The 23,082-nt window shown below is 63.2% G+C and carries 19 protein-coding genes; 2 read left to right on the forward strand and 17 right to left on the reverse strand.

Going from position 1 to position 23,082, the window contains the following annotated elements; all coding sequences use genetic code 11:
• The first annotated feature begins 72 nt into the window (after positions 1-72).
• Positions 73-2,406, forward strand: a complete 2,334-nt coding sequence (locus QCE73_RS07735; RefSeq protein WP_035500992.1) for a Tex family protein — start codon at positions 73-75, stop codon at positions 2,404-2,406.
• Positions 2,407-2,481: 75 nt separating this feature from the next.
• On the opposite strand, the gene QCE73_RS07740 is transcribed toward QCE73_RS07735, so the two are convergent.
• From QCE73_RS07740 to ndk, 17 genes are all read right to left on the reverse strand, one after another.
• On the reverse strand, positions 2,482-4,374 hold the full coding sequence (locus QCE73_RS07740; protein WP_035500994.1) for a potassium transporter Kup: 1,893 nt from the start codon (positions 4,372-4,374) through the stop codon (positions 2,482-2,484).
• 265 nt (positions 4,375-4,639) lie between these two features.
• Complete coding sequence (locus QCE73_RS07745) at positions 4,640-5,200, reverse strand: phosphoribosyltransferase (protein ID WP_213226005.1); 561 nt, start codon at positions 5,198-5,200, stop codon at positions 4,640-4,642.
• A 102-nt stretch (positions 5,201-5,302) separates the two neighbouring features.
• Positions 5,303-6,649: an adenylosuccinate synthase gene (locus QCE73_RS07750; RefSeq protein WP_035500996.1), complete on the reverse strand. Its 1,347-nt coding sequence runs from the start codon at positions 6,647-6,649 to the stop codon at positions 5,303-5,305.
• 155 nt (positions 6,650-6,804) lie between these two features.
• Complete coding sequence (locus tag QCE73_RS07755) at positions 6,805-7,956, reverse strand: ATP phosphoribosyltransferase regulatory subunit (protein WP_035500997.1); 1,152 nt, start codon at positions 7,954-7,956, stop codon at positions 6,805-6,807.
• A 124-nt stretch (positions 7,957-8,080) separates the two neighbouring features.
• Positions 8,081-8,272, reverse strand: a complete 192-nt coding sequence (locus QCE73_RS07760) for a DUF2065 domain-containing protein (protein WP_035500998.1) — start codon at positions 8,270-8,272, stop codon at positions 8,081-8,083.
• Between the two features lie 56 nt (positions 8,273-8,328).
• Complete coding sequence (gene hflC, locus QCE73_RS07765) at positions 8,329-9,231, reverse strand: protease modulator HflC (RefSeq protein WP_035500999.1); 903 nt, start codon at positions 9,229-9,231, stop codon at positions 8,329-8,331.
• An 11-nt stretch (positions 9,232-9,242) separates the two neighbouring features.
• Complete coding sequence (gene hflK / locus QCE73_RS07770; RefSeq protein ID WP_035501152.1) at positions 9,243-10,637, reverse strand: FtsH protease activity modulator HflK; 1,395 nt, start codon at positions 10,635-10,637, stop codon at positions 9,243-9,245.
• A gap of 60 nt (positions 10,638-10,697) precedes the next feature.
• On the reverse strand, positions 10,698-11,966 hold the full coding sequence (hflX, locus tag QCE73_RS07775) for a GTPase HflX (protein WP_238293083.1): 1,269 nt from the start codon (positions 11,964-11,966) through the stop codon (positions 10,698-10,700).
• Positions 11,967-12,053: 87 nt separating this feature from the next.
• The gene (hfq, locus tag QCE73_RS07780) at positions 12,054-12,290 is read right to left on the reverse strand and encodes an RNA chaperone Hfq (protein ID WP_008349383.1); all 237 of its coding nucleotides are present in this window, start codon (positions 12,288-12,290) and stop codon (positions 12,054-12,056) included.
• Positions 12,291-12,450: 160 nt separating this feature from the next.
• Positions 12,451-13,791: a ribosome biogenesis GTPase Der gene (gene der / locus QCE73_RS07785; RefSeq protein ID WP_187604616.1), complete on the reverse strand. Its 1,341-nt coding sequence runs from the start codon at positions 13,789-13,791 to the stop codon at positions 12,451-12,453.
• 392 nt (positions 13,792-14,183) lie between these two features.
• On the reverse strand, positions 14,184-15,329 hold the full coding sequence (gene bamB, locus QCE73_RS07790; protein WP_309880535.1) for an outer membrane protein assembly factor BamB: 1,146 nt from the start codon (positions 15,327-15,329) through the stop codon (positions 14,184-14,186).
• A 133-nt stretch (positions 15,330-15,462) separates the two neighbouring features.
• Positions 15,463-16,092 (reverse strand): tetratricopeptide repeat protein, encoded by a 630-nt coding sequence (locus QCE73_RS07795; protein ID WP_035501005.1) that lies wholly within the window; start codon positions 16,090-16,092, stop codon positions 15,463-15,465.
• A 105-nt stretch (positions 16,093-16,197) separates the two neighbouring features.
• Positions 16,198-17,547: a histidine--tRNA ligase gene (gene hisS, locus QCE73_RS07800; protein ID WP_035501006.1), complete on the reverse strand. Its 1,350-nt coding sequence runs from the start codon at positions 17,545-17,547 to the stop codon at positions 16,198-16,200.
• 6 nt (positions 17,548-17,553) lie between these two features.
• On the reverse strand, positions 17,554-18,882 hold the full coding sequence (gene ispG / locus QCE73_RS07805) for a flavodoxin-dependent (E)-4-hydroxy-3-methylbut-2-enyl-diphosphate synthase (protein ID WP_035501007.1): 1,329 nt from the start codon (positions 18,880-18,882) through the stop codon (positions 17,554-17,556).
• A 134-nt stretch (positions 18,883-19,016) separates the two neighbouring features.
• Positions 19,017-20,132, reverse strand: coding sequence for a RodZ domain-containing protein (locus QCE73_RS07810; RefSeq protein WP_309880536.1), 1,116 nt, complete (start codon positions 20,130-20,132; stop codon positions 19,017-19,019).
• 185 nt (positions 20,133-20,317) lie between these two features.
• On the reverse strand, positions 20,318-21,460 hold the full coding sequence (gene rlmN, locus QCE73_RS07815) for a 23S rRNA (adenine(2503)-C(2))-methyltransferase RlmN (protein WP_035501154.1): 1,143 nt from the start codon (positions 21,458-21,460) through the stop codon (positions 20,318-20,320).
• 149 nt (positions 21,461-21,609) lie between these two features.
• Positions 21,610-22,035, reverse strand: a complete 426-nt coding sequence (gene ndk, locus QCE73_RS07820) for a nucleoside-diphosphate kinase (RefSeq protein WP_062605519.1) — start codon at positions 22,033-22,035, stop codon at positions 21,610-21,612.
• 337 nt (positions 22,036-22,372) lie between these two features.
• Between ndk and QCE73_RS07825 the strand changes: the two genes are divergently transcribed.
• Positions 22,373-23,071, forward strand: coding sequence for a Bax inhibitor-1/YccA family protein (locus tag QCE73_RS07825; protein WP_035501012.1), 699 nt, complete (start codon positions 22,373-22,375; stop codon positions 23,069-23,071).
• Positions 23,072-23,082 lie beyond the last annotated feature (11 nt).

A 23,082-nucleotide genomic window follows, 5' to 3' on the forward strand; every position in this document is an offset into this window, starting at 1 on the left:
GCGGCGTCTCGCTCTCGCGAGGCTGCGCACGCGGCGCGAATCCTGCCGGCGAGCCGCAGACAGCGCAGAAACATGACGGAAACCGTAGCACTCAAGATCGTACAGCGCATTGCCTCCGAACTCACCGTGCAGCCGCGTCAGGTCGCCGCCGCCGTGGGGCTTCTCGACGAAGGCTCGACTGTCCCGTTCATCGCCCGGTATCGCAAGGAAGTCACCGGCAATCTCGACGACACGCAGTTGCGCACGCTCGAAGAGCGCCTGCTGTACCTGCGCGAGCTCGAAGACCGCCGCGCGACGATCCTGCAAAGCATCGACGAGCAAGGCAAGCTCACGGCCGAACTGCGCGGGGCCATCGAAGGCGCGGACAGCAAACAGGTTCTCGAAGACCTCTATCTGCCCTACAAGCCCAAGCGCCGCACGCGTGCGCAGATCGCTCGCGAGGCCGGTCTCGAACCGCTCGCGCAGGCGCTCCTCGCCGATCCCACGCTCGATCCGCAAGCCGAAGCCGCAAAGTTCGTCGATGCGGAAAAAGGCGTCGCCGACACCAAAGCCGCGCTCGACGGCGCGCGCGACATTCTCTCCGAGCAGTTCGGCGAAACCGCCGAAATCCTCGGCAAGCTGCGCGAGCATCTGTTCAACCAGGGGCTCGTCACGTCGAGCGTGGTGGACGGCAAACAAGGCGAGGAAGGCGAAAAATTCCGCGACTACTACGACTACAGCGAGACGATCCGCACCGTGCCGTCGCACCGCGCGCTCGCGCTGTTCCGCGGCCGCAATGCGGGCGTGCTGACCGTCAAGCTCGGCCTCGGCGAGGAACTCGACGCGCAGATTCCGCACCCCTGCGAAGCGATGATCGCGCAGCACTTCGGCATCGCCAATCGTGGCCGCGCCGGCGACAAGTGGCTCTCCGACGTGTGCCGCTGGTGCTGGCGCGTGAAGGTGCAGCCGCACATCGAAACCGAATTGCTCACGCAATTGCGCGAAGAAGCCGAGCATGAAGCCATTCGCGTTTTCGCGCGTAATCTGAAGGACTTGCTGCTCGCGGCGCCTGCCGGCCCGAAGGCCGTGATCGGTCTCGATCCGGGCTTGCGCACCGGCGTGAAAGTCGCGGTCGTGGATCGCACCGGCAAGCTCCTCGCGACCGACACGATCTACCCGCACGAACCGCGCCGCGACTGGGACGGTTCCATCGCGAAGCTCGCCCGCATCGCGCACGCGACTCAGGCCGAACTCGTGTCGATCGGCAACGGCACCGCATCGCGCGAAACCGACAAGCTCGCGAGCGAACTCATCGCGAAGCACCCGGATCTGAAGCTGCAGAAGATCGTCGTGTCCGAGGCGGGCGCATCGGTCTATTCGGCATCGGAGCTTGCCGCCAAGGAGTTTCCGGAGCTCGACGTGTCGCTGCGCGGCGCGGTGTCGATCGCACGGCGGCTGCAAGACCCGCTCGCCGAGCTCGTCAAGATCGAGCCGAAGGCGATCGGCGTCGGCCAGTATCAGCACGACGTGAATCAGCGCGAACTCGCGCGCTCGCTCGATGCGGTCGTCGAGGATTGCGTGAACGCCGTCGGCGTCGATGCGAACACGGCGTCGGTCGCGCTGCTCGCGCGCGTGTCGGGGCTGAATTCGACGCTCGCGCGCAATATCGTCGATTATCGCGATGCCAACGGGCCGTTCCCGTCGCGCGCGCATCTGAAGAAGGTGCCGCGTCTCGGCGACAAGACCTTCGAGCAGGCAGCCGGCTTTCTGCGCATCAACAACGGCGAGAATCCGCTCGATCGCTCGTCGGTGCATCCGGAGGCGTATCCGGTCGTCGAACGCATTCTCGCGAAGATCAAAAAGCATATCGGCGATGTGCTCGGCAAGCGCGACGCCTTGACGGGCCTGTCGCCCACTGAATTCGTCGACGATCGTTTCGGCCTGCCGACCGTACGCGACATTCTCGCGGAACTCGAAAAACCGGGCCGCGATCCGCGCCCCGAGTTCAAGACGGCGACGTTCAGGGAAGGCATCGAGAAAATCTCGGACCTCGTGCCGGGCATGATCCTCGAAGGCGTGGTGACGAACGTCGCGGCGTTCGGCGCGTTTGTCGATATCGGCGTGCATCAGGACGGTCTCGTGCACGTATCGGCCATGTCCACGAAATTCATCAAGGACCCGCACGAAGTCGTGAAGGCCGGTCAGGTTGTCAAGGTGAAAGTGATCGAGACGGATGTGAAGCGCCAGCGTATTTCGCTCACGATGCGTCTGGACGATGACTCCGCGCAGGCTTCGGCGAGCGGCAGTGCGGGCGGCGCGCAATCGCGCGGTTCGCAGGATCGTCGTTCGGGTCAGCGTCCGCAGCAGCGTCGCGAACCGGAAGCCGCCGGTGCGATGGCCGCGGCATTCGCAAAACTGAAACGCTGACGTTCCCCGCTGCCAATAAAAAACCCCACGTCTTGCAACGTGGGGTTTTCTTTTTGCGCTTCTGAAAACGAAGCGTCAGATTTCGATCTTCGTGCCCAGCTCGACCACGCGATTCGCGGGAATACTGAAGAAATCCGTCGGCTTCGCGGCGTTCTGATGCATCCACGCGAACACGCGCTCGCGCCACACCGACATGCCCGGCAATTCCGTCGGCACGACCGTCTCGCGCGCCATGAAGAACGACGTGTCCATCAGTTCGAAGGTCATCGCGTGCGTGCGTGTGATCTGTTCGAGCACGGCCTTCACATCCGGCGTCTCGTTGAAGCCGTATGCCGCCTTCACGAGGAACAGTCCGCCGCCGATGTCCTTCACTTCGAGACGATGCGCATCGTCGACATAAGGAATGTCGCGCGTCTTGAAGTTCATGAAGATGGTGCGCTCGTGCAGCACCTTGTTGTGCTTCAGGTTGTGCAGAAGGCTCACGGGGACGAGCGAATCGCTGCCGGTGAGATAGATCGCCGTACCCGACACCCGATGCGGCGGATGCGCGAGCAAGCCTTGCAGGAACGGCATCAGCGGGATACCGTCCGCCGCCGTGCGATCCTTCACGATCATGCGACCCTTGTACCAGGTCATCAGCAAGAAGAAGAGCGCCCCGCCGATGCACAGCGGCAGCCAGCCGCCCTGCTCGATCTTGAGCAGGCTCGCGCCGAAGAAGCCGATGTCGATCATCAGGAACACGGCGATCATCCCGCCGACGAGCCAGCGGTTCCAGCCCCACAGATTCACCATCACGACGGACACGAGGATCGTGGTCGTGAGCATCGTCGCGGTGACGGCGAGACCGTACGCGGCGGCGAGATTTTCGGAACTCTTGAAGCCGATGACGATGCACAGGATGATGAAAAGCAGCATCCAGTTCACGAGCGGAATATAGATCTGGCCGATCGCAAGTTCCGACGTGTGAAGGATCTTCATGCGCGGCACGTAGCCGAGCTGAATCGCCTGGCTCGTCAGCGAATACGCGCCGGAAATGACTGCCTGCGACGCGATCACGGTCGCGACCGTCGACAGAATCACGAGCGGCAGCAACGCCCAGTCGGGCGCGAGCAGAAAGAACGGGTTCTCGATGGCCTGTGGCGAGTGCATCAGCAACGCGCCCTGACCAAAGTAATTCAGCAACAGCGACGGCATGACGAAGCCATACCAGCCGTAGCGAATCGGCTTGACGCCAAAGTGCCCCATGTCCGCGTACAGCGCTTCCGCCCCGGTCAGCACCAGCACGACCGAGCCGAGCACGATATACGCCTGCAGGACGTGCTGCCCCATGAAGGAAAAGGCGTAATAGGGATTGAGCGCGACGATGATGCGCGGCTCCATCACGATATGCGCGGCGCCGAGCACCGCGAGCGTCGCGAACCACACGACCATGATCGGGCCGAAGAGCTTGCCGACCACCGCCGTGCCGTGGCGCTGGATCCAGAAGAGCGCGATGAGAATCACGATCGTGATCGGCAGCACGTACGGCGTGAGCTTGGGCGCGGCGATCTCGAGACCTTCGACCGCCGAAAGCACCGACATCGCCGGCGTGATGACCGCGTCGCCGTAGAACATGCATGCGCCGAAGATGCCCAGCATCATCAGCACGCCCGAGATCTTGCCCGCCTCCCTCACGCTGCGCAGCGCGAGCGTCGTCATGGCGAACACGCCGCCTTCGCCGTTGTTGTCGGCGCGCATGACGAACAGCACGTATTTGACGGCGACCACCATGACGATCGCCCAGAAGAGCAAGGAGATGACGCCGAGAATCGACGCCTCCGACAAGCCGATGCCGTGCGACGGACTAAAGGCTTCCTTCAGGGAGTAGAGAGGACTCGTGCCGATGTCGCCGAAAACGACGCCAATGGCGGCGAGCGCAAGCGAGTGCATTGGCTGTTTATGCTCGTGCGCGTGAGTCGTGTTAGTCATAAAAGCGATATATCCGTCCAGGGCGGAAAAAAACGAACGCCATTCTATCTAACGTTGCACGCGAAGACGCCTTCTCGCGTGTTGCTCCAGCGCCACGAGAGACGCGTGTGAGAGTGTAGCATCGCACTCCGCGTGCGTCGGCGGGCGTGTTCACGACAATGCTTCGGCGTCCGGTCCGTCATCTCGCGAAAACAAAAAACGCCGTTGCGCCCGGCTTCGTGCCAGGCGAACGGCGTCTGTCATGCGAAAGATCAGGTGTCGCCGATCATCCGCGTCCGTTTTGCGTGCCGCGCTTGATCCACGCGCCCAGGTTGTGCGGACGCACCGTGTCCCACTCCTCGAAAGGCTGATGAATCCACGGATTCGTTTCAAGATGCTGAACGTGATAGTCGGGTTTGACCTTCGAGCACGCCTTGTACCAGAGCACCGCCGAGCGCACCGACGTGATCGCCGGATAACGCTCCTTCAGATGCTCCTGCACGCGCGCGAGCGTGACGCCCGAATCGACCAGATCGTCGACGAGCAGCACGTTGCCGGACAGATCGCCGCGCGTCATCGTGATGTATTGCGCGATGTCGAGATCGCCCTGCTCCGTGCCCGCTGCTTCGCGGTACGAGCTCGTCGCGAGAATGGCGAGCGGCAGGTCGTAGATGCGCGACAGTTGATCGCCCACGCGCAGGCCGCCGCGCGCGAGACACAGGATCTTGTCGAACTTCCAGCCCGACTCGTGCACCTTCAGTGCGAGGAGTTCGATCAGCCGGTGGTATTCATCCCAGCCGACCCAGAGGTTCTTGTCGTCGTTGCGCGGGTCCGTCATCGCGATCATGGTGAGGCTCTTTCAAATGCTTAGGTTATATACGAAATGTGGCCGCATCAGGCGGCCACATTCTTTACAGCGTCCGGTTCCGGTCGAGGCTCGTTAAAGCGCTCAGACCTTGAACGGATGGCGAAGCAGGATGGTTTCGTCACGGTCCGGACCGGTCGACACCATGTCGATCGGCACGCCCGCCACTTCCTGCACGCGCGACAGGTACTTGCGCGCGTTTTCCGGCAGCCCGTCCCATTGCGTGATGCCAATGGTGCTTTCCTTCCAGCCGCCGAAGGTTTCATACACCGGCTCGCAGCGCGCCACTTCCGATGCGCCGCGCGGCAGGATGTCGATCAGCTTGCCGTCGAGCGTGTAGCCCGTGCACAGCTTCACTTCGTCGAGGCCGTCGAGCACGTCGAGCTTGGTCATGCACAGGCCCGAGATGCCGTTGATCTGAATCGAACGGCGCAGCGCGGCCGCGTCGAGCCAGCCGGTGCGGCGCGGACGGCCGGTGACCGAGCCGAATTCCTTGCCGACGGTCGCGAGATTCAGGCCAACCTGATCCTGACGCTGGGCGTTGTCCGCGTCGTACAGCTCGCTCGGAAACGGGCCCGAACCGACGCGCGTGCAGTACGCCTTGGTGATGCCGAGAATGTAGTTCAGACGCTGCGGCCCGATGCCCGCGCCCGAAGTCGCCGCGCCCGCGACGCAATTGCTCGACGTGACATACGGATACGTGCCGTGGTCGATGTCGAGCAGCGTGCCTTGCGCGCCTTCGAACAGCAGATTCCGGCCGGCGTGGTTTTCGTCGTAGAGACGGCGGGAAACGTCCGTGACCATGGGCGCGAGACGGTCGGCGTAACCGAGCATTGTCTCGAGCGTTTCCTGGAAATCGACGGCCTTCGCACCGAGATACTGAGTCAGCACGAAGTTATGGAATTCGAGCGTTTCGCGAAGGCGTTCTTCGAACACCGCGCGATCGAAAAGGTCCTGCACGCGCAGACCGCGACGGGCCACCTTGTCTTCGTACGCCGGGCCGATGCCGCGACCGGTCGTGCCGATCTTGCCGGCGCCGCGCTTGGCTTCGCGCGCCTGGTCGATCGCGACGTGATACGGAAGAACGAGCGTGGCGGCTTCGGAAATGAAGAGGCGCTTGCAGACATCGACGCCCGCAGCTTCCAGTTCGTCGATTTCCTTGAACAGCGCTTCCGGCGACAACACGACGCCATTGCCGATGTAACAGGCCGTGCCCGCGCGCATGATGCCCGAGGGAATGAGGCGAAGAATGGTCTTCTTGCCGCCGATGATGAGCGTATGGCCGGCGTTGTGACCGCCCTGGAAGCGCACGACGCCCTGGGCGTGGTCCGTCAGCCAGTCGACGATCTTGCCTTTGCCCTCATCACCCCACTGGGTGCCCACCACGACGACGTTGCGCCCCGGGTTCACATTCACTGCACTGGCAGACATGTTGATTCGTTAGCTGGTTAAAAACGTATTTTACCTATGTTCGCGAAAGGTTCCGAGTTTTTCGGGACGCGTTTCGCGATTTCGTCACGCTTGCGTGATTGGAATCCGCTAAGCAAATTCCCTTGCCGATCAAGCGCCTGTATTCATCGTCCGCTTCAGGTGCGGGTTTCGACCGTCCATTTGCCGTCACGTTCGACGAGCACACGGTCGAACGCGAATTCGTCCAGATCGTGGTCGTGGCCGGGCAGCGCCTGGATCACCACTTCGCCCGCGTCGCGCAACGCGAGAATCGCTGCGCGCAGCGGTTCATCGTGCTTCCACGGCGCGACAATCGCGCTGCCGCGTGCGTCGACGGGCGAGATGCGCGCCACTTCGCGCAAATCGAGCGAGAAGCCCGTAGCGGGCCGCGCACGGCCGTAGGCGAGGCCAACGTCGTCGTATCGGCCGCCGCGCGCGACGGCGTTCGGCACGCCATCGACATAGGCGGAAAACATCACGCCGCTGTGATAGGCATAGCCGCGCAGGTCCGCGAGGTCGATCATCAGCTCGGCGCCTTCGACCTGACCTGCGAGGAACGCGAGATCGTCGAGGGCGCGCGCGATCACCGGCAGATTCGGCAGACGGCCACGCGCGATCTGCAGCACCGAAGCATCGCCATAGAGCGACGGCAAGGCGCGCAGCGCCTCGCGCGGCACTTGTCCGAGATGCGCGGTCAGCTCATTGAGGCGCGGCACGTCCTTGCTCGCGAGCGCTTCGTAAAGCGCTTCACCGAGCGATGCCGCCGCCGGCTCGAGTTCCAGCAGCGCGGCGAGCACGCCCGCGTGGCACAAATCGAGACGCACTTTCTTCAGACCTGCGAGATGCAGCGAATCGAGCATGAGCTGCTGGATCTCGAGATCCGCTTCGAGCCCGGCGTGCCCATAGATTTCCGCGCCGATCTGAATCTGCTCGCGCGTCGCGTGCAGTCCGCGCGGGCGCGTGTGCAGCACGACGCCCGCGTAGCACAGACGCGTCACGCCCTGCCGGTTCAGCAGGTGCGCGTCGATGCGCGATACCTGCGGCGTGATATCCGCGCGCAGACCGAGCGTGCGCCCGGACAATTGATCGACGAGCTTGAAGGTACGCAGATTCAGGTCGCTTCCGCCGCTCGTCAGAAGCGATTCGAGATACTCGAGCATCGGCGGCATCACGAGCTCGTAGCCGTACGAACGGAAACGGTCGAGCAGGCGGCGGCGCAGCTCTTCGATCTTGCGGGCTTCCGACGGCAAGACGTCGGCGATATTCTCGGGAAGTAACCAGGTGGACATCGATACGTTTCCTACGGGACGAGAAGGCTCGGCGCGGATCGCGCGGCGCTCACGGACTTGAACGGTCAGGGACGAAAGGATAAGGACAAGATAGGCGAAATGGCGGCGGCCTGCCGGACGAGGCTCACGTCGCGATCAGGAGCAGAATCAGGCCGAGCACCATGGCGACCAGTCCGCCGATGCGGATATGGTGCACCGGCCGCTCCGCGATGCGGCGAAAGGTATCGCGCCAGGCGGTCGGGAAAACGAAGGGAAACATGCCTTCGATAATCAGCATCAACGCAAGAGCGAGCAGTAACGTCTCGGCCATGTCCAGGGGTTTTTTTTGATGCCGCGCGACCGTGACGATCCGGCGCGCGGCGCGGACGGGAATCAGCGCTTCGCCGTCGCCGGGGCCGACGTATCCGTCGCGCCGCCGGTCGGGCTCTTCATGAAGCGGAAGAAATCGCTGTTCGAGTCGACGACCATCACGTCGCCCGGCTTGAACGTCTTCTTATACGCTTCCAGGCTCTGATAGAACTGGTAGAACTGCGGATCGCGTCCGTACGCATCGGCCGCTATGGCCGCCGCCTTGCTGTCTCCTTCGCCCTTGATCGACTGCGCCTGACTGTAGGCGTCCGCGACGATGGCCTGCTGCGTGCGCTCCGCATCGGCCTTGATCTTGTCCGCCTCCGCCGTGCCCTTCGCGCGCTCGTTCGCCGCGGCCTGCTGGCGCGCCGCGATCATGCGCTTGTAGACGGAATCGGCCACCGCCGACGGGAAGTCGATGCGCGTCATCTGCAGGTCGACCAGTTGCACGCCGAACACCGCGGCCGCGCTTTCGACGCTCTTCTGCGCGTCGGTTTCGATCGCCTGCTGAGCGCCGAGCGCGTCGGTGAGCGGGCGCTTCGCAAAGGCGCTCGCGAGCGCCGTGCGCGCAAGCGCGGTGATGCGCTCCTCGGCCGTCTGCGTGTTCTTCTCGTTGCTTTCGAAGAGTTTCAAAGGATCCGAGACGCGATATTTGATCACCGTGTTGACCAGCACTTCGTTCTTGTCCGCGGTCGAGAAACGGTCGGCGCCGGATTCGTCGATGGTGAGCGTGCGCGTGTCGATGAGCGTAAGCGTCTGGAACGGCGGCGGCAGCTTGAAGTGCAGACCGGGGCCTTCGAGACGCGGATTGCCTTCGCCATGTGCGGCGACGACGGCGGCATGTCTTTCGTCGACGGTGAAGATCATCGACGAACCGATGAACAGCACGATGACGACGGCGACGACGAGCGCAAAGATTCGATTCATGTTCGCGCTCCTTATTGCAGGTCTTCCGACCGGCTGCGGGAACGGAACGCGTCGCGCGAGCGCAGCGGATCGCCGCCGGCATTCGCGCTCGCGCCACTGGCAGCGCTTGCCGCGCTGGCGGGTGCGGCAGCAGCAGGCGCCGACGCGCCCGCCGTGCCCTGCGCGCGCGCCTGAGGCGCTTCCGTCGCGGCGGGTGCGGCGGATGCGGCTGCGCCGCTCGCGCCTTCGGCCGCGTCCTTCGCTTGCTGTCGATTGGCTTCGACGAGCTTGTCGAGCGGCAGATAGACGACGTTATTGCCCGCCTTGCTGTCGACGAAAACCTTCGTGGTGCGCGAGTAGATCTGCTGCATCGTGTCCAGGTACATGCGTTGACGAATGACCGCGGGCGCCTTCGAATATTCCGCGTAGACCTCCTTGAAGCGCTCCGCGTCTCCCTGCGCCTGCGTGACTTCGCGGTTGCTATAGGCGCGCGCCTCGTCGATCAGCTTGGCCGCGTCGGCCTTCGCGCGCGGCAGCAACTGATCCGCATAGGCTTGCGCGGTGTCGCGGGCGCGTTCGTTGTCCTGACGCACACGCGCCGCTTCCTCGAACGCCGACTGCACCTGCTGCGGCACCTGCACGCTCTGCACCGCGACGCCCGTCACCTGCAGACCGGTGCGATAGGTGTCGAGCGAGCGCTGGATCGTTTCGATCAGGCGCGCGCGCAGCGCCTCGCGATCCTTGTAGAGCATGTCGTCCGTGGTGAGGCCGCCCGCGATCTCGCGGATCGCCGACTGCGCGGCCTGCGTGACGCTGTCGTCAGCATTGACGCTGCGGAAGAGGAAGTCAGTGGGCGACTTGATCTGGTACTGCACGGCGAAGCGCACGTCGACGATATCCGCGTCGTTCGTCAGAAGCGACGCGTCGCGCACGTTGCCTTGCGACAGCGCGGTGCCGCGGCCGACCTCGACGGAACGAATCTGCGAGGTATCGACGATTTCGCTCGACTGGAACGGATACGGCAGACGCCAGTGAATGCCCTGCGAGACCGTCTGACGATACTTGCCGAATTGCGAGACGACGCCGACATGCCCGTCCTGCACGACGAACACGCCGCTGCCGAGATAGATGGCGATCAACACGCCGATGACGATGCCGACGCCGATCTTCGTGCCGCGACCGTTCTCGCGCGGTGCGCCGTTGCCGGGCTTCTTGCCGAACACGCCGGCGATGCGGCGATTGAACTCGCGCCACATCTCGTCGAGATCGGGTGGACCTTCGTCCTTGCCGTTCGGGCGCTTGCCGTCTTGCGGGCGCTTCGAGTCGTTCTTCACGCCATTGCCGTCGCCCCGCCCCCAGCGCGGATCGTTGATCGAAAAGACGGCATGCACAGCTTGCCGGATAGTCCGCTCTTTGTAGTCGTTCACTCGGTGATTCACCATTAGACAGCCGGGGTCGATGCCGGGTCGATGCAATTCCGAAGCAACTTAATGTCCGTGCTCGGGGACCTTGTGATCGTCACGTTCGACAGCCTGCCGGTGGTCGTCCGGCTGCGCGTTCGTGTCGTGTGTGGCGTTTGACTCGGACTGCGTGGATTGCGTTGCGTCGGACGCCTCGTGCGAGCCCGGAAATTCGGCGAGCACGCTGGGTAGGCCCGCATCGATCTCACCGATTTCCGCCGTGGCGATTTCGGCGATGGCAGCGCGCAGCGCATCGAGCCCCTGACCCGTGCGTGCACTCAAGAAAACGCGCGAAATATTACCATACTCGTCCCTTTCAACCGCTTCGTCACGGGCCGCGAGTTCAGGCACCGCATCGATCTTGTTGAAGACGAGAATCTGGCGAATGTTGTCCGCGCCGATGCCGCGCAACACCTCGTTCACCTGATCGATCTGATCGAGGCGCACCGCGCTCGATGCATCGACCACATGTAGCAGCACGTCCGCATGAATGGTTTCTTCGAGCGTGGCGCGGAATGCGGCGACGAGCTGGTGCGGCAATTCGCGGATGAACCCGACCGTGTCCGACACGACGACATGCCCCGCTTCCTCGCCGAGAAACACGCGGCGCGACGTGGTGTCGAGCGTAGCGAAGAGCTGATTGGCCGCGTACGCCTGCGCCTTCGTCAGCGCGTTGAACAAGGTGGACTTGCCCGCGTTCGTATAGCCGACGAGCGACACCGACATGGTCCGGTTGCGCACGCGCTGACGCCGCTGCGTGCCGTGCTGACGGCGCAGCTTCTCGAGCCGCGACTTGAGCGCCTTGATGCGCTCGCCGATCAGACGGCGGTCGGTTTCGAGCTGCGTTTCACCCGGGCCGCGCAAGCCGATACCGCCCTTCTGGCGTTCGAGGTGGGTCCACGCGCGAATGAGGCGCGTCGACAGATATTGCAGTTGCGCAAGCTCGACCTGCAGCTTGCCTTCGTGGCTGCGGGCGCGCTGCGCGAAGATATCGAGAATGAGGCTCGTGCGATCCACCACGCGGCGATTCAGCGCGACCTCGAGATTGCGCTGCTGCGCGGGCGCGAGCGCATGATTGAAGATGACGAGTTCGACGTCGTTCGCTTCACACTGCAGGCGCAGTTCTTCGACCTTGCCGCTGCCGATGAACATCTTGGCATCGGGGCTCGAGCGGCGGCCGGTGAGCGTGACGGCGGGATGAGCGCCCGCACTTTGTGCGAGCAGGCTGAGTTCTTCCAGACTGGCTTCGAAATCGATCTTGCCGAAGTCTATGCCGACGAGCGCTGCGTTGATCAAATTGATGTATTTACGTTTTTGAAGCGACCGGCGAGTTGCTTAATGTTCGCTTTTGAAATGGCAGATTCGCGCCGGCCGCGACGAGGTTTAGGACGGTTCAGCGTCCGGGTGGAAATTCACCGGGCGGGCAGGCACGACCGTCGAAATAGCGTGCTTATAGACCATCTGGGTGACCGTATTTCGGAGCAACACGACGTACTGGTCGAAAGATTCGATGTTGCCTTGAAGCTTGATGCCGTTGACCAAATAGATCGACACCGGCACATGCTCTTTACGCAGTGCGTTCAAAAACGGGTCTTGTAACAATTGCCCTTTGTTGCTCATAGCAAACTCCGTGTTTTTTTGCAGGTTGGAAGTATTGTGGACGAAGAAAAAGAGATCCGCCGACAATCGCTACACTATAGCCGATTTTCGCTGTTTTACGTTTTCGGGACCCCTCGGCCAAATGGCTGACGGCACCGAACCGTAAGGCTTCACGCGGTTCTCAGTCCTTGTCCGCGTATGGGTTGTGACTCGACCGAAACTCTATGCGAAGTGGAGTGCCGGCGAGCCCGAAAGTTTCGCGAAAACGTCCTTCCAGATAACGCTTGTACGTCTCCGTGATCGCGTCGAGCGCGTTGCCGTGCACGACGATGATCGGCGGATTCTGCCCGCCCTGATGCGCGTAACGCAGCTTCGGCCGCACCGGGCCGCGACGGCGCGGCTGCTGGAATTCCACCGCGTCGATCAGCGCGCGCGTGAGCTTCGGCGTCGGCAGCTTCGCCATCGCGGCGGCGTAGGCGTCGTCGACCGATTTCATCAGCGCGCCGATGCCCGTCTTCTCCAGCGCCGAAACGTAGTGGAATTTAGCAAAGTCCAAAAACTTGAGCTTGCGTGTCAGGTCCGCCTTCGTGCGCTCACGCACATGCGAGTCCAGACCGTCCCACTTGTTCACGCCGACGACGAGCGCGCGGCCCTGCTCGACCACGAAACCCGCGATGTGCGCGTCCTGCTCCGAGATGTCCTGCTGCGCATCGAGCAGAAGGATCACGACGTTGGCGTCCGCGATGGACTGCAGCGTCTTCACGACCGAGAACTTCTCGATCGCTTCGAACACCTTGCCGCGGCGGCGCAGACCGGCTGTGTCGATCAACGTGTATTTGCGGCCTTGTCGCTCGAAATCAACATAGATCGAATCGCGCGTGGTGCCGGGCATGTCGAACGCGATCACGCGCTCCTCGCCGATCAGCGTATTCACGAGCGTCGACTTGCCGACGTTCGGACGCCCGACGATCGCGATCTTGACGCCGTGCTTCGCCTTCTCTTCGTCCGTTTCTTCCGGCTGATCCTTGTACGCGATGTCGAGCGCATCGTTGATCATCTCGACGACGCCGTCGCCATGCGCCGCCGAGATCGCGCGCGGATCGCCGAGACCGAGCTCGTAGAAGTCCGCTGCGACCGCCGAGTACTTCATGCCCTCGGCCTTGTTCACGACCAGAAAGAGCGGACGGCCGGTCTTGCGCAGATAGTCGGCGATCGCCTTGTCCTGCGGCGCGAGTCCGTTGCGGCCATCGACGATGAACACGACGATATCGGCCTCTTCGACCGCCTGACGCGTCTGCCGCGCCATCTCGTGCAGGATGCCGTCCTTCGCCACCGGCTCGAAACCGCCCGTGTCCACGACGAGATACGGACGTTCGCCGCCCACGCGACCTTCGCCGTAGTGGCGGTCACGGGTCAGGCCCGGCAAGTCCGCGACGAGCGCGTCGCGCGAGCGCGTCAGCCGGTTGAAAAGCGTCGATTTCCCAACATTGGGGCGCCCGACGAGCGCGATCACGGGTTTCATCTGATTTTGTTCAAGGTTGAACGCAAGGCGAACGCGGAACGGGCGGTAGAAACGTCTCGTTGCGTTCCGCTACGCCGCGCAATGGCTGCGCTTGTCGCAAATTAGCATGGATTCGGCTTGCCGCACGCGAGGCGCGTCGGTTGGCCGGATGATCGGCGGTCGTTCGCCGGTCTTGCCTCGTTCGAGGCTCGTCTTGCGCGGCGCCTTCGCACGACGCGCTCGTTCTTCTACCCTGCTTTTGCAGGCGGGTTTTATCGCGATGCGCGCGCGGCGCGACGCTTCTTTCTCGTGCGGCTCGTCGTGGCGAGCCTGCCGCGCCGCCGGACATCGACGGCGCGCTTTGCTGCTCAAGGCTGCGAGTGCGCGTCACGCGCTCGCAGCCCGGTTTTCACTCAGTTGCCCGGACGGAAACCGTAGAGATCGCCGTCATGCGTCTGCACGACGAGCGTGTTGCCCGCCAGCACAGGCGCCGCGGTGATCGCGCTGCCGTCGGTCGGTGCGCGGCCGATGATCTGGCCGTTTTCCGTGTTCAGGAAGTGCACGAAGCCCTGATAGTCGCCCACGACGACCGCACGGCCCAGAATGTACGGCACGCTGACGCTGCGGTTCTTCAGCGTATCCGTCTTCCAGATCTGCGAGCCGTCCGTCGCGCGGAACGCGTTCACGACCGACCAGTCGTCGCCCGCCGCGACGATCTGCTCGTCTTGCGCGAGGCCGCTGTCGCTCGAGAAATTCTTTTCCCACACCGGCTGGCCCGAGTTCGCATCGAAGCAGCCGATGCGGCCCTGGAACGTCACCGCGCAGGTCTGCGCGCCGACGAGTCCCGGCGCGCCGGTCACGTCGTTGATACGCTCGACTTCGGTCACGCCCTTCGGATACGACACCGGCGCCTGCCAGTACGCATCGCCCGTTTGCAGGTTGATCGCCGCGAACGTGCCGCCGGGGAAGCCCGCGAGCACCGCCTGATTGCCGGCGAACGTCATGCCCGCCGCGACACGCAGGTTCAAAGGCACGGCGCGCAACTGAAAGACCCACCTTTGCTCGCCCGTCTGCGCGTTGAACGCGATGACCTTGCCGTCGATCGTGCGCACGATCACGAGATCGTTGCCGACGAGCGGCGGCGAGACGATCTCGCCGGGCGCCGTGGCCGTCCACAGCAGCTTGCCGTCGGAGCCGAGCACGTCGACCTGGCCCTTCAGACCGCCCACGGCCGTGAGATTGCCATCGCTGCCGACGCCCGCGGACAGATCGTCCTTGAGCTTGATGCGCCAGACGTCCTGACCGGTCTTCGCATCGATTTTGGCGACGGTGCCGTTCGTGCCCGCGGCGAAGACGTAATCGCCGACCGCGACCGGCGAGAACAGATACCGGCCCGCCTTGCCGACGCTCGCCTTCCACGTCTGGTTGACGCTCAACACCGGCTTGAAGTCCGCGAGCGGTGTCGGCACGCGGCGTTCATCCTTGGTCGACGAGCAGGCGGCCAGCAAGACGGTCATCGCGCAAGTGAGCGGCACGGCGTAGCGTTTCAAAAAAGTCATCGGTGGACGCAACATGAATTGGTGAATTGGGTTGATCGGCGCCGGCCGCCGCGTCGCTGCATCGCGACGCCGTGGCGGGCGGCTTGATTGACTGATGTGCAGGATCGATCGATACCGATTGAAACGATGCGGATCAGCCGCCGAGCGCATCGAGCTTGAACTGGATCAATTGACGCGCGGACGTGTCGTTCTCGGGCAGCGTCTCGAGCGCGACCTTGTAGGCCGCGCGCGCGTCGTCGCGCTTGCCTTGCGCGGCGAGCAGGTCGCCACGGCGATCCGCGATCACGCCCTTGAACGCATCGAGCGGTTGATCCGCGAGCAGCTTGAGGCCTGCGTCGTAGTTCTTCTCGTCGAGCAGGACGAGCGCGAGACGCAGCTTCGCGATCTGCTTGTACTCGTCGTCCTTCGCGTGGTCGATGGCCCATTGCAGCTGCGTCTTCGCACCCGCCGTGTTGCCCGCCATGTAAAGCGATTTCGCGGCCGCGAGCGCGCTCATCTGCGCGTAACCCGTGCCGCCGAACTTGTCTTCCATGTCGGTGGCAACACGCGTGACGAGCGCCTGATCGTTGGCGTTGACTGCCTGCTGAAGATGGTCGTAGAGCACCGATGCTTCGGCCGCCTGACGACGCTGCCAGAAATTCCATCCGTTGTACCCGGCCCCAATGACGAGCGCCACGAGCACAACCCACGTCGTGGTGTTACCCCATTTGGCCCACCAGGCCTTTACGCTTTCAAGTGATTCTTGTTCGTCGTGATAGCTCATCGTCCAGCTATTCCTTCCTGCGTTTCAATTCCCTCAACGAGCACCGCGCGCGATGCCGGATTGTGTCGATCCGGACCGCGGCGAACGGCAAAATGGGCCTGTATCTCAGGCGCCCTCGTCATCGGCGGTTGCAACCATCGCATTGATTAGGTATTCGGTCAAGTCTTCCGCCGGAACGTTCACTTGCTCGTTCTTTTGGCTGTCGGAGGTTTCGTCGCCCGAACGGCGCAGCGGTTTGACGCCGATCATGCCTTGCGCGAGTTCGTCCTCGCCGAGCACGACCGCGAAGGCCGCGCCGCTCGCGTCGGCCTTCTTCATCTGCGACTTGAAGCTCGCGGACGCGCCGTCCGGGCTGCAATGCAGGATGACGTCGAGGCCCGTGTCGCGCAGACGTTCGGCGACGATGAACGCGTGCTCCGCCGCCTTTTCGCCCTGATGCACGACATACACGTCCGTGCCTTCGGCTTCCGGCACGAGTTGCTCTTCCTTCAGCAACTCGAGGATGCGCTCGACGCCCATCGCCCAGCCGCACGCGGCCGTCGGCTTGCCGCCGAGTTGCTCGATGAGCGGATCGTAGCGACCGCCGCCCGCGACCGTGCCCTGGGCGCCGAGCTTGTCGGTGACCCATTCGAACACGGTGAGGTTGTAATAGTCGAGGCCGCGCACGAGACGCGGATTGATCTTGAACGGAATGTTGTTCGCCTTGAGCAGACGCTGCACGCCTTCGAAGTGCTTGCGCGACGCGTCACCCAGAAAATCGACGAGCTTCGGCGCGTTCTGCGCGATCTCCTGCATCGCCGGATTCTTCGTGTCGAGCACGCGCAGCGGGTTCGTATAGAGACGGCGTTTCGCTTCTTCATCGAGCGAATCGGCATGCTTCTCCAGATACGCGATCAGTTCCTTGCGATGCGCCGCGCGCTCTTCCGCCTGACCGAGCGAGTTGAGTTCGAGGCGAATGCCGGTGAGCCCGAGATCGTCCCAGAGACGCTGGCACATCATGATGATTTCGGCGTCGGTATCCGGACCCGCGAAGCCGAGCGCTTCCACGCCGACCTGATGGAACTGGCGATAACGCCCGCGCTGCGGACGCTCGTGACGGAACATCGGGCCGACGTACCACAGGCGCTTGGGGCCGTCGTACAGCAGGTTGTGCTCGATGGTCGCGCGCACGACCGCCGCGGTGTTCTCCGGGCGCATCGTCAGATGCTCGCCATTGAGCGCATCCGTGAAGCTGTACATCTCTTTCTCGACGATATCGGTCACTTCGCCGATACCGCGCGTGAACAACTGCGTATGCTCGACGATCGGCGTGCGGATGTTCTGATAGCCGTATGCGCGCAGCATCGACTTGACGGTGGTTTCGAAGAAGTCCCACAACGCGGCATCCTGCGGGAGGATGTCGTTCATGCCCTTCACACCGCTCAGTTTCTCGAGCCGTTTCTTCTGTTCAGTCATCTGTCTTCAAAGGGTTGCGGTGGACGTCTCTTCACGCGTGGCTGCACCTTGCCCGTAGGTGCGCTCGACATAGTCGCTGACGATTTGCTGGAATTCCTCGGCGATGCGCTCGCCGCGCAGCGTCTTCACCTTCACGCCGTCGACGAATACGGGCGCGGCCGGATTCTCGCCCGAACCCGGCAAGCTGATGCCGATGTTCGCGTGCTTGGATTCACCCGGTCCGTTGACGATGCAGCCCATCACCGCGACGTGCATCTTCTCGACGCCGGGGTACTGGTCGCGCCAGGTGGGCATCGAGCTGCGCAGGTAGGTCTGGATTTGCGACGCGAGCTCCTGGAACAGCGTGCTCGTCGTGCGGCCGCAGCCGGGACATGCGATGACCATCGGCGTGAAGGAGCGCAGGCCCATCGTCTGCAAAATCTCCTGGCCGACGACGACTTCGCCGGTACGCGCGCCGCCCGGTTCAGGCGTGAGCGAGATGCGAATCGTGTCGCCGATGCCTTCCTGCAGCAGCACGGAAAGCGCCGCCGTCGACGCGACGATGCCCTTCGAGCCCATGCCCGCTTCGGTCAGGCCGAGGTGCAGAGCGAAGCTGCAACGCTTCGCGAGTTCACGGTACACGGCGATCAGATCCTGCACGCCGCTGACCTTGCACGAGAGGATGATCTTGTCGCGGCCGAGACCCAGTTCGACAGCGCGTTCCGCAGAGCCGATCGCCGATTGAATCAGCGCCTCGTACATGACGCTCTGCAGTTCCCACGGCGTCGAGCGAGCGGCGTTCTCGTCCATCATGCGCGCGAGCAGATCCTGGTCGAGACTGCCCCAGTTCACGCCGATGCGCACCGGCTTGTCGTATTTGATCGCGGCTTCGATCATTTGCGCGAATTGCGTGTCGCGCTTCGCGCCCTGGCCGACGTTGCCCGGATTGATGCGGTACTTCGACAACGCTTCCGCGCACGCGGGATAGTCGCGCAGCAACAGATGCCCGTTGTAATGGAAGTCGCCGACGAGCGGCACGGTCACGCCCATGCGATCGAGTTGCTCACGGACATGCGGCACGGCCGCGGCCGCTTCCGGCGTGTTCACCGTGATGCGCACGAGTTCGGAGCCGGCTTGCGCCAGTTCCTTGATCTGGATGGCGGTGCCGATCGCGTCGGCGGTGTCGGTGTTGGTCATCGACTGGACGCGCACGGGCGCGTCGCCGCCGATCGTCACGAGCTGTCCGCCCCAGCGCACATCGACCGCGTGCGATGCGCGGCGCGTCAACGGACCGCCGAAGACCGGCTCGGTCGAACAAATCTTGCTGCTGATCAGGGATTGAGCTTCGGATTGCATCGAAAAACCCTTTGGCAACCTTTTCGCCGATGCGGCGCCGGGTTGCGTGTATGGAACCTCGAACGGGCGACACGGCTTACACCGTGACGCCCCTGACTTGTTCGCCGCTCAGCGAACCGATCGACCTCGCCGACTCAAGGCAGCGAGAGACGCGCGACGTTTCCGCGTGCGGACGAATAGCGCTTGGCATCGACGGGTTCGTCGTCGACCGACAACGATTCGACGCCCTTCACGTTGCCGACGGTCACCTTGAACGGCGCCTCGCCTTCCACGCGCTGCGTGCTGCCCGCACGGACGAGGCCGGAATAGAGTTCCTTGCCGTCCTTGCCGCGCACGCTGAACCAGCTATCTTCCTTCACTTTTAACTCGATCGCGCCCGAGCCGCTGCCCGCGACGGCAGGCGCGGACGCCGCCGCCACAGCCGGCGCGGTCTTCGCAGCCGATGCAGGGTTCGCGGCAGCCGGCGCGCTCGCGCCCTGCACCGCCGACAACGTCGATGACGAAGCCGGCAGCGCGTTCGTGCCGAGCGGACGCGGCATCGGCTGCTCGCCGGGCGCGGCCGCCACTTCGGGCAGCGATGCTTCTCCGGTGTTCGCGGCCGCTGCCTCGTCGGGCGTCTGCGCGGACGATGTGCCCGCCGGTTCGTTCGACGGCGATGGCGATGTCGACGACAAGCCCACGCCCGTGGTCGCCTTCAGACGCGCGAGCCAGTTGTTCGATTCGCCGCCGGTATGCCACGTCACGAGCGCCGCCAGAACGACGATGATTGCCAGGACACCCCACATCCACGAGCGCTTGCGGCTCGACGAATTGCCGAGCGGCACCGACACGCGACCGCGCGGCAGCCCGCCGCCCGCCGATGCCGGCACTTTCAGATTGTGCTCGATCTCGCCGCCATCGCGCCGGAAAGCCTGCGTGAAGGGCGCGGGATCGGCGCCCAGAATTTTCGCGTAACTCCGCACGATGCCCGCGGCAAATGTGCGATCGGGCAAGTGACTGATATCGCCCGCTTCGAGCGCGAGCAATTTTGTCGGCGAAACTTTGAGGCGCGCGGAGACGTCGTCGATCGACCATGCTTTCGCCTGACGGAGCTGCGCGAGACGCGCACCGACCGCCTGTATCGAGTCCAGAGGCCCCGCCTGGCTCGCATTCGACGCCGCCCCTTCCGCGCCGGCCTGACCGTCGTACTGACCGCCGGACCGGTTGCCGGAATGACTGCCGAAAGGCGTCGGGTGCTGCGGCTCACTCATGCCAAATTCCTCGCATCGATTCTTTCATATAGCGCTGTTGCGTTGTTCGGTTCGAATAAACCACGTGAACGATACAACTCCGGCGCCATTGCAGACCGCTTTATAACAAAATGTTCGGCTTTTAGTGCCGTATCGCGACGCTTGCTGCGCCTTTCGCTGCGGCTTCGTTCAGTTCAGGCACACCGTCAGATCGCCCGCACCTCGATAGTCTTGCTGCCCGCGCGGCTCATGCGTTCGGCAAGACGCGTGCGATCCTGCACCGCGCCCGCGAGCTGGCCGCAGGCGGCGTCGATGTCGTCGCCGCGCGTCTTGCGCACGGTAGTGACGACACCCGCGTCCATCAGAACCTGCGCGAATCGCTTGATCTGCTCGTTTTTGGAGCGCGTCAGGCCCGATTCCGGGAACGGATTGAACGGAATAAGGTTGAACTTGCACGGCACGTCGCGCGTCACGGCGAGCAGTTCGCGCGCGTGCGCTTCGGTGTCGTTGACGCCGTCGAGCATGCAATATTCGAACGTGATGAAGTCGCGCGGCGCGACCTTCAGATAACGCTGACACGCAGCCATCAATTCGCGCAGCGGGTACTTCTTGTTCAGCGGCACCAGCATGTCGCGCAACGGGTCGTTCGGCGCGTGCAGCGATACGGCCAGCGCCACGGGCAGATCGGCGGCGAGACGGTCCATCATCGGCACGACGCCGGAGGTGGACAGCGTCACGCGGCGGCGCGAGAGACCGTAGGCGTTGTCGTCGAGCATCAGACGCATGGCCGGCACGACGGCGTCATAGTTGAGCATCGGCTCGCCCATGCCCATCATCACGACGTTCGTGACGACGCGCTCGCCCTTGCCCGGACCGCCGACTTCGCGTCCGAGCGACTTGCGCAGCGCGAACTCCGCCATGCGCAACTGGCCGATGATTTCGCCGGTAGTCAGGTTGCGGGAAAAGCCCTGCTTGCCTGTGGAACAGAACCGGCAATTCACCGCGCAACCCGCCTGCGAGGACACGCACAGCGTGCCGCGCGTTTCTTCGGGGATGAACACGGTTTCGACCGCGTTGCCGTTGCCTACGTCGATCAGCCACTTGCGTGTGCCGTCGGTGGAAACGTGGTCGCTGATGATGTCGGGCATCGCCATATTGGCGCGGCCCTTGAGTTTTTCGCGCAGCGATTTCGCGAGATCCGTCATGCCGTCGAAATCGTCGGCACCGTATTGGTGGATCCAGCGCTGCAATTGCTTGGCGCGAAACGGCTTTTCGCCCAGGCTCGCGCAATACGCGGTGAGCCCGGCGGCGTCCAGATCGAGAAGATTGACGGTGGTGCTGCTCGTCATGTCGAGTTCTGCCATTTCAGATTGCGAAGCCCGGACTGTGTCGCCCGGGACCGTTCGCGCCAATTCCTGCTTCTTTCAACTGCTTGTTTCTGCGTCGAGGCGCGATGCGCGCGGCGGCCAACAGACCGACGCGCGGTACAACGCGAAAATTAACGCGAGTAGACGTTCACTTCCGGGAAGAAGAACGCGACTTCCTGACGCGCCGTTTCAGCAGCGTCCGAACCATGCACGGCGTTCGCATCGATGCTGTCGGCGAAGTCGGCGCGGATCGTGCCCTTGTCCGCCTTCTTCGGATCGGTCGCGCCCATCAGGTCGCGGTGCTTGGCGATTGCGTTCTCGCCTTCCAGCACCTGAATCACGACCGGGCCGGAAATCATGAATTCCACGAGGTCCTTGAAGAACGGACGCGCGGCGTGCACGGCGTAGAACTTTTCCGCGTCGGCGCGCGACAGATGAACCATGCGCGACGCAATGATCTTGAGACCTGCGTTCTCGAAACGGCTGTAGATCTGGCCGATAACGTTCTTTGCTACCGCGTCCGGCTTGATAATCGACAGGGTGCGCTCGATCGCCATGAAAAACTCCAAAAAATGAACGGTTTACGGATTAAAACGAATCGACAATTGTAGCACGAAGCAAGGTATGATTGCGATTGAAACCTTACGGCATCGTAAGAATCAAACCCTGCGAGGACTTAAACGTCCGGACGGCCGAATCAGCCTTTGGAACTATTGAAATCGGCGCGCGCCGGGGCCATATTGGAGCCGAACGCCGCATTGCAACGGGGACTGCGCGGGCGGCTGGCGCAGCGAAGCGGTCCTAATACTGGCTTAAGTCCGCGCACCTTATCATTCGTGTGTGACGGATGTCGCGGGAAGACCGAACGACAGACAATTGGAGCAAGGAGAAACCATGAACGAATCACCCTACAGCTTTGGCCGTAATGGCAGCGTCACCTCGGTCGAGGTACGCAACCGCGTGTTGCGCAACACCTACTGGCTGCTCGCTCTCTCGATGGTGCCGACGGTGCTCGGCGCGTGGGTCGGCGTCGCGACGGGCTTCTCGCTGTTCGCGGCCACCAGCCCGGCGATGAGCTTCATCGCGTTCCTTGCGATCGCGTTCGGCTTCATGTTCGCCATCGAGAAAACCAAGGAAAGCGGGATGGGCGTGCTCGTCCTGCTCGGCTTCACGTTCTTCATGGGCTTGATGCTCTCGCGCCTGCTGAGCTTCATTCTGGGCTTTTCGAACGGGCCGCAGCTCATCATGATGGCGTTCGGCGGCACGGGCGTGATATTCGCCGCGATGGCGACCATCGCCACCGTCAGCAAGCGCGATTTCTCGGGTCTGGGCAAGTTCCTGTTCATGGGCGTGATCGTCATTCTGCTCGCTGCGTTCGCGAACATCTTCCTGCAGTTGCCGGCCCTGATGATGACGATCTCCGTGCTCGCCATCGTGATCTTCTCGGCGTACATGCTATTCGACGTTCAGCGCGTGGTGAATGGCGGCGAGACGAACTACATCAGCGCGACGCTCGCGATCTACCTCGACCTGTACAACGTGTTCACGAACCTGCTGGCGCTGCTCGGCATTTTCGGCGGCAACCGCAATTAAGCTTCGGTTCT

Source organism: Caballeronia sp. LZ029 (genome assembly GCF_031451275.1).
In the GTDB taxonomy this organism is placed as follows: Bacteria; Pseudomonadota; Gammaproteobacteria; order Burkholderiales; family Burkholderiaceae; genus Caballeronia; species Caballeronia jiangsuensis.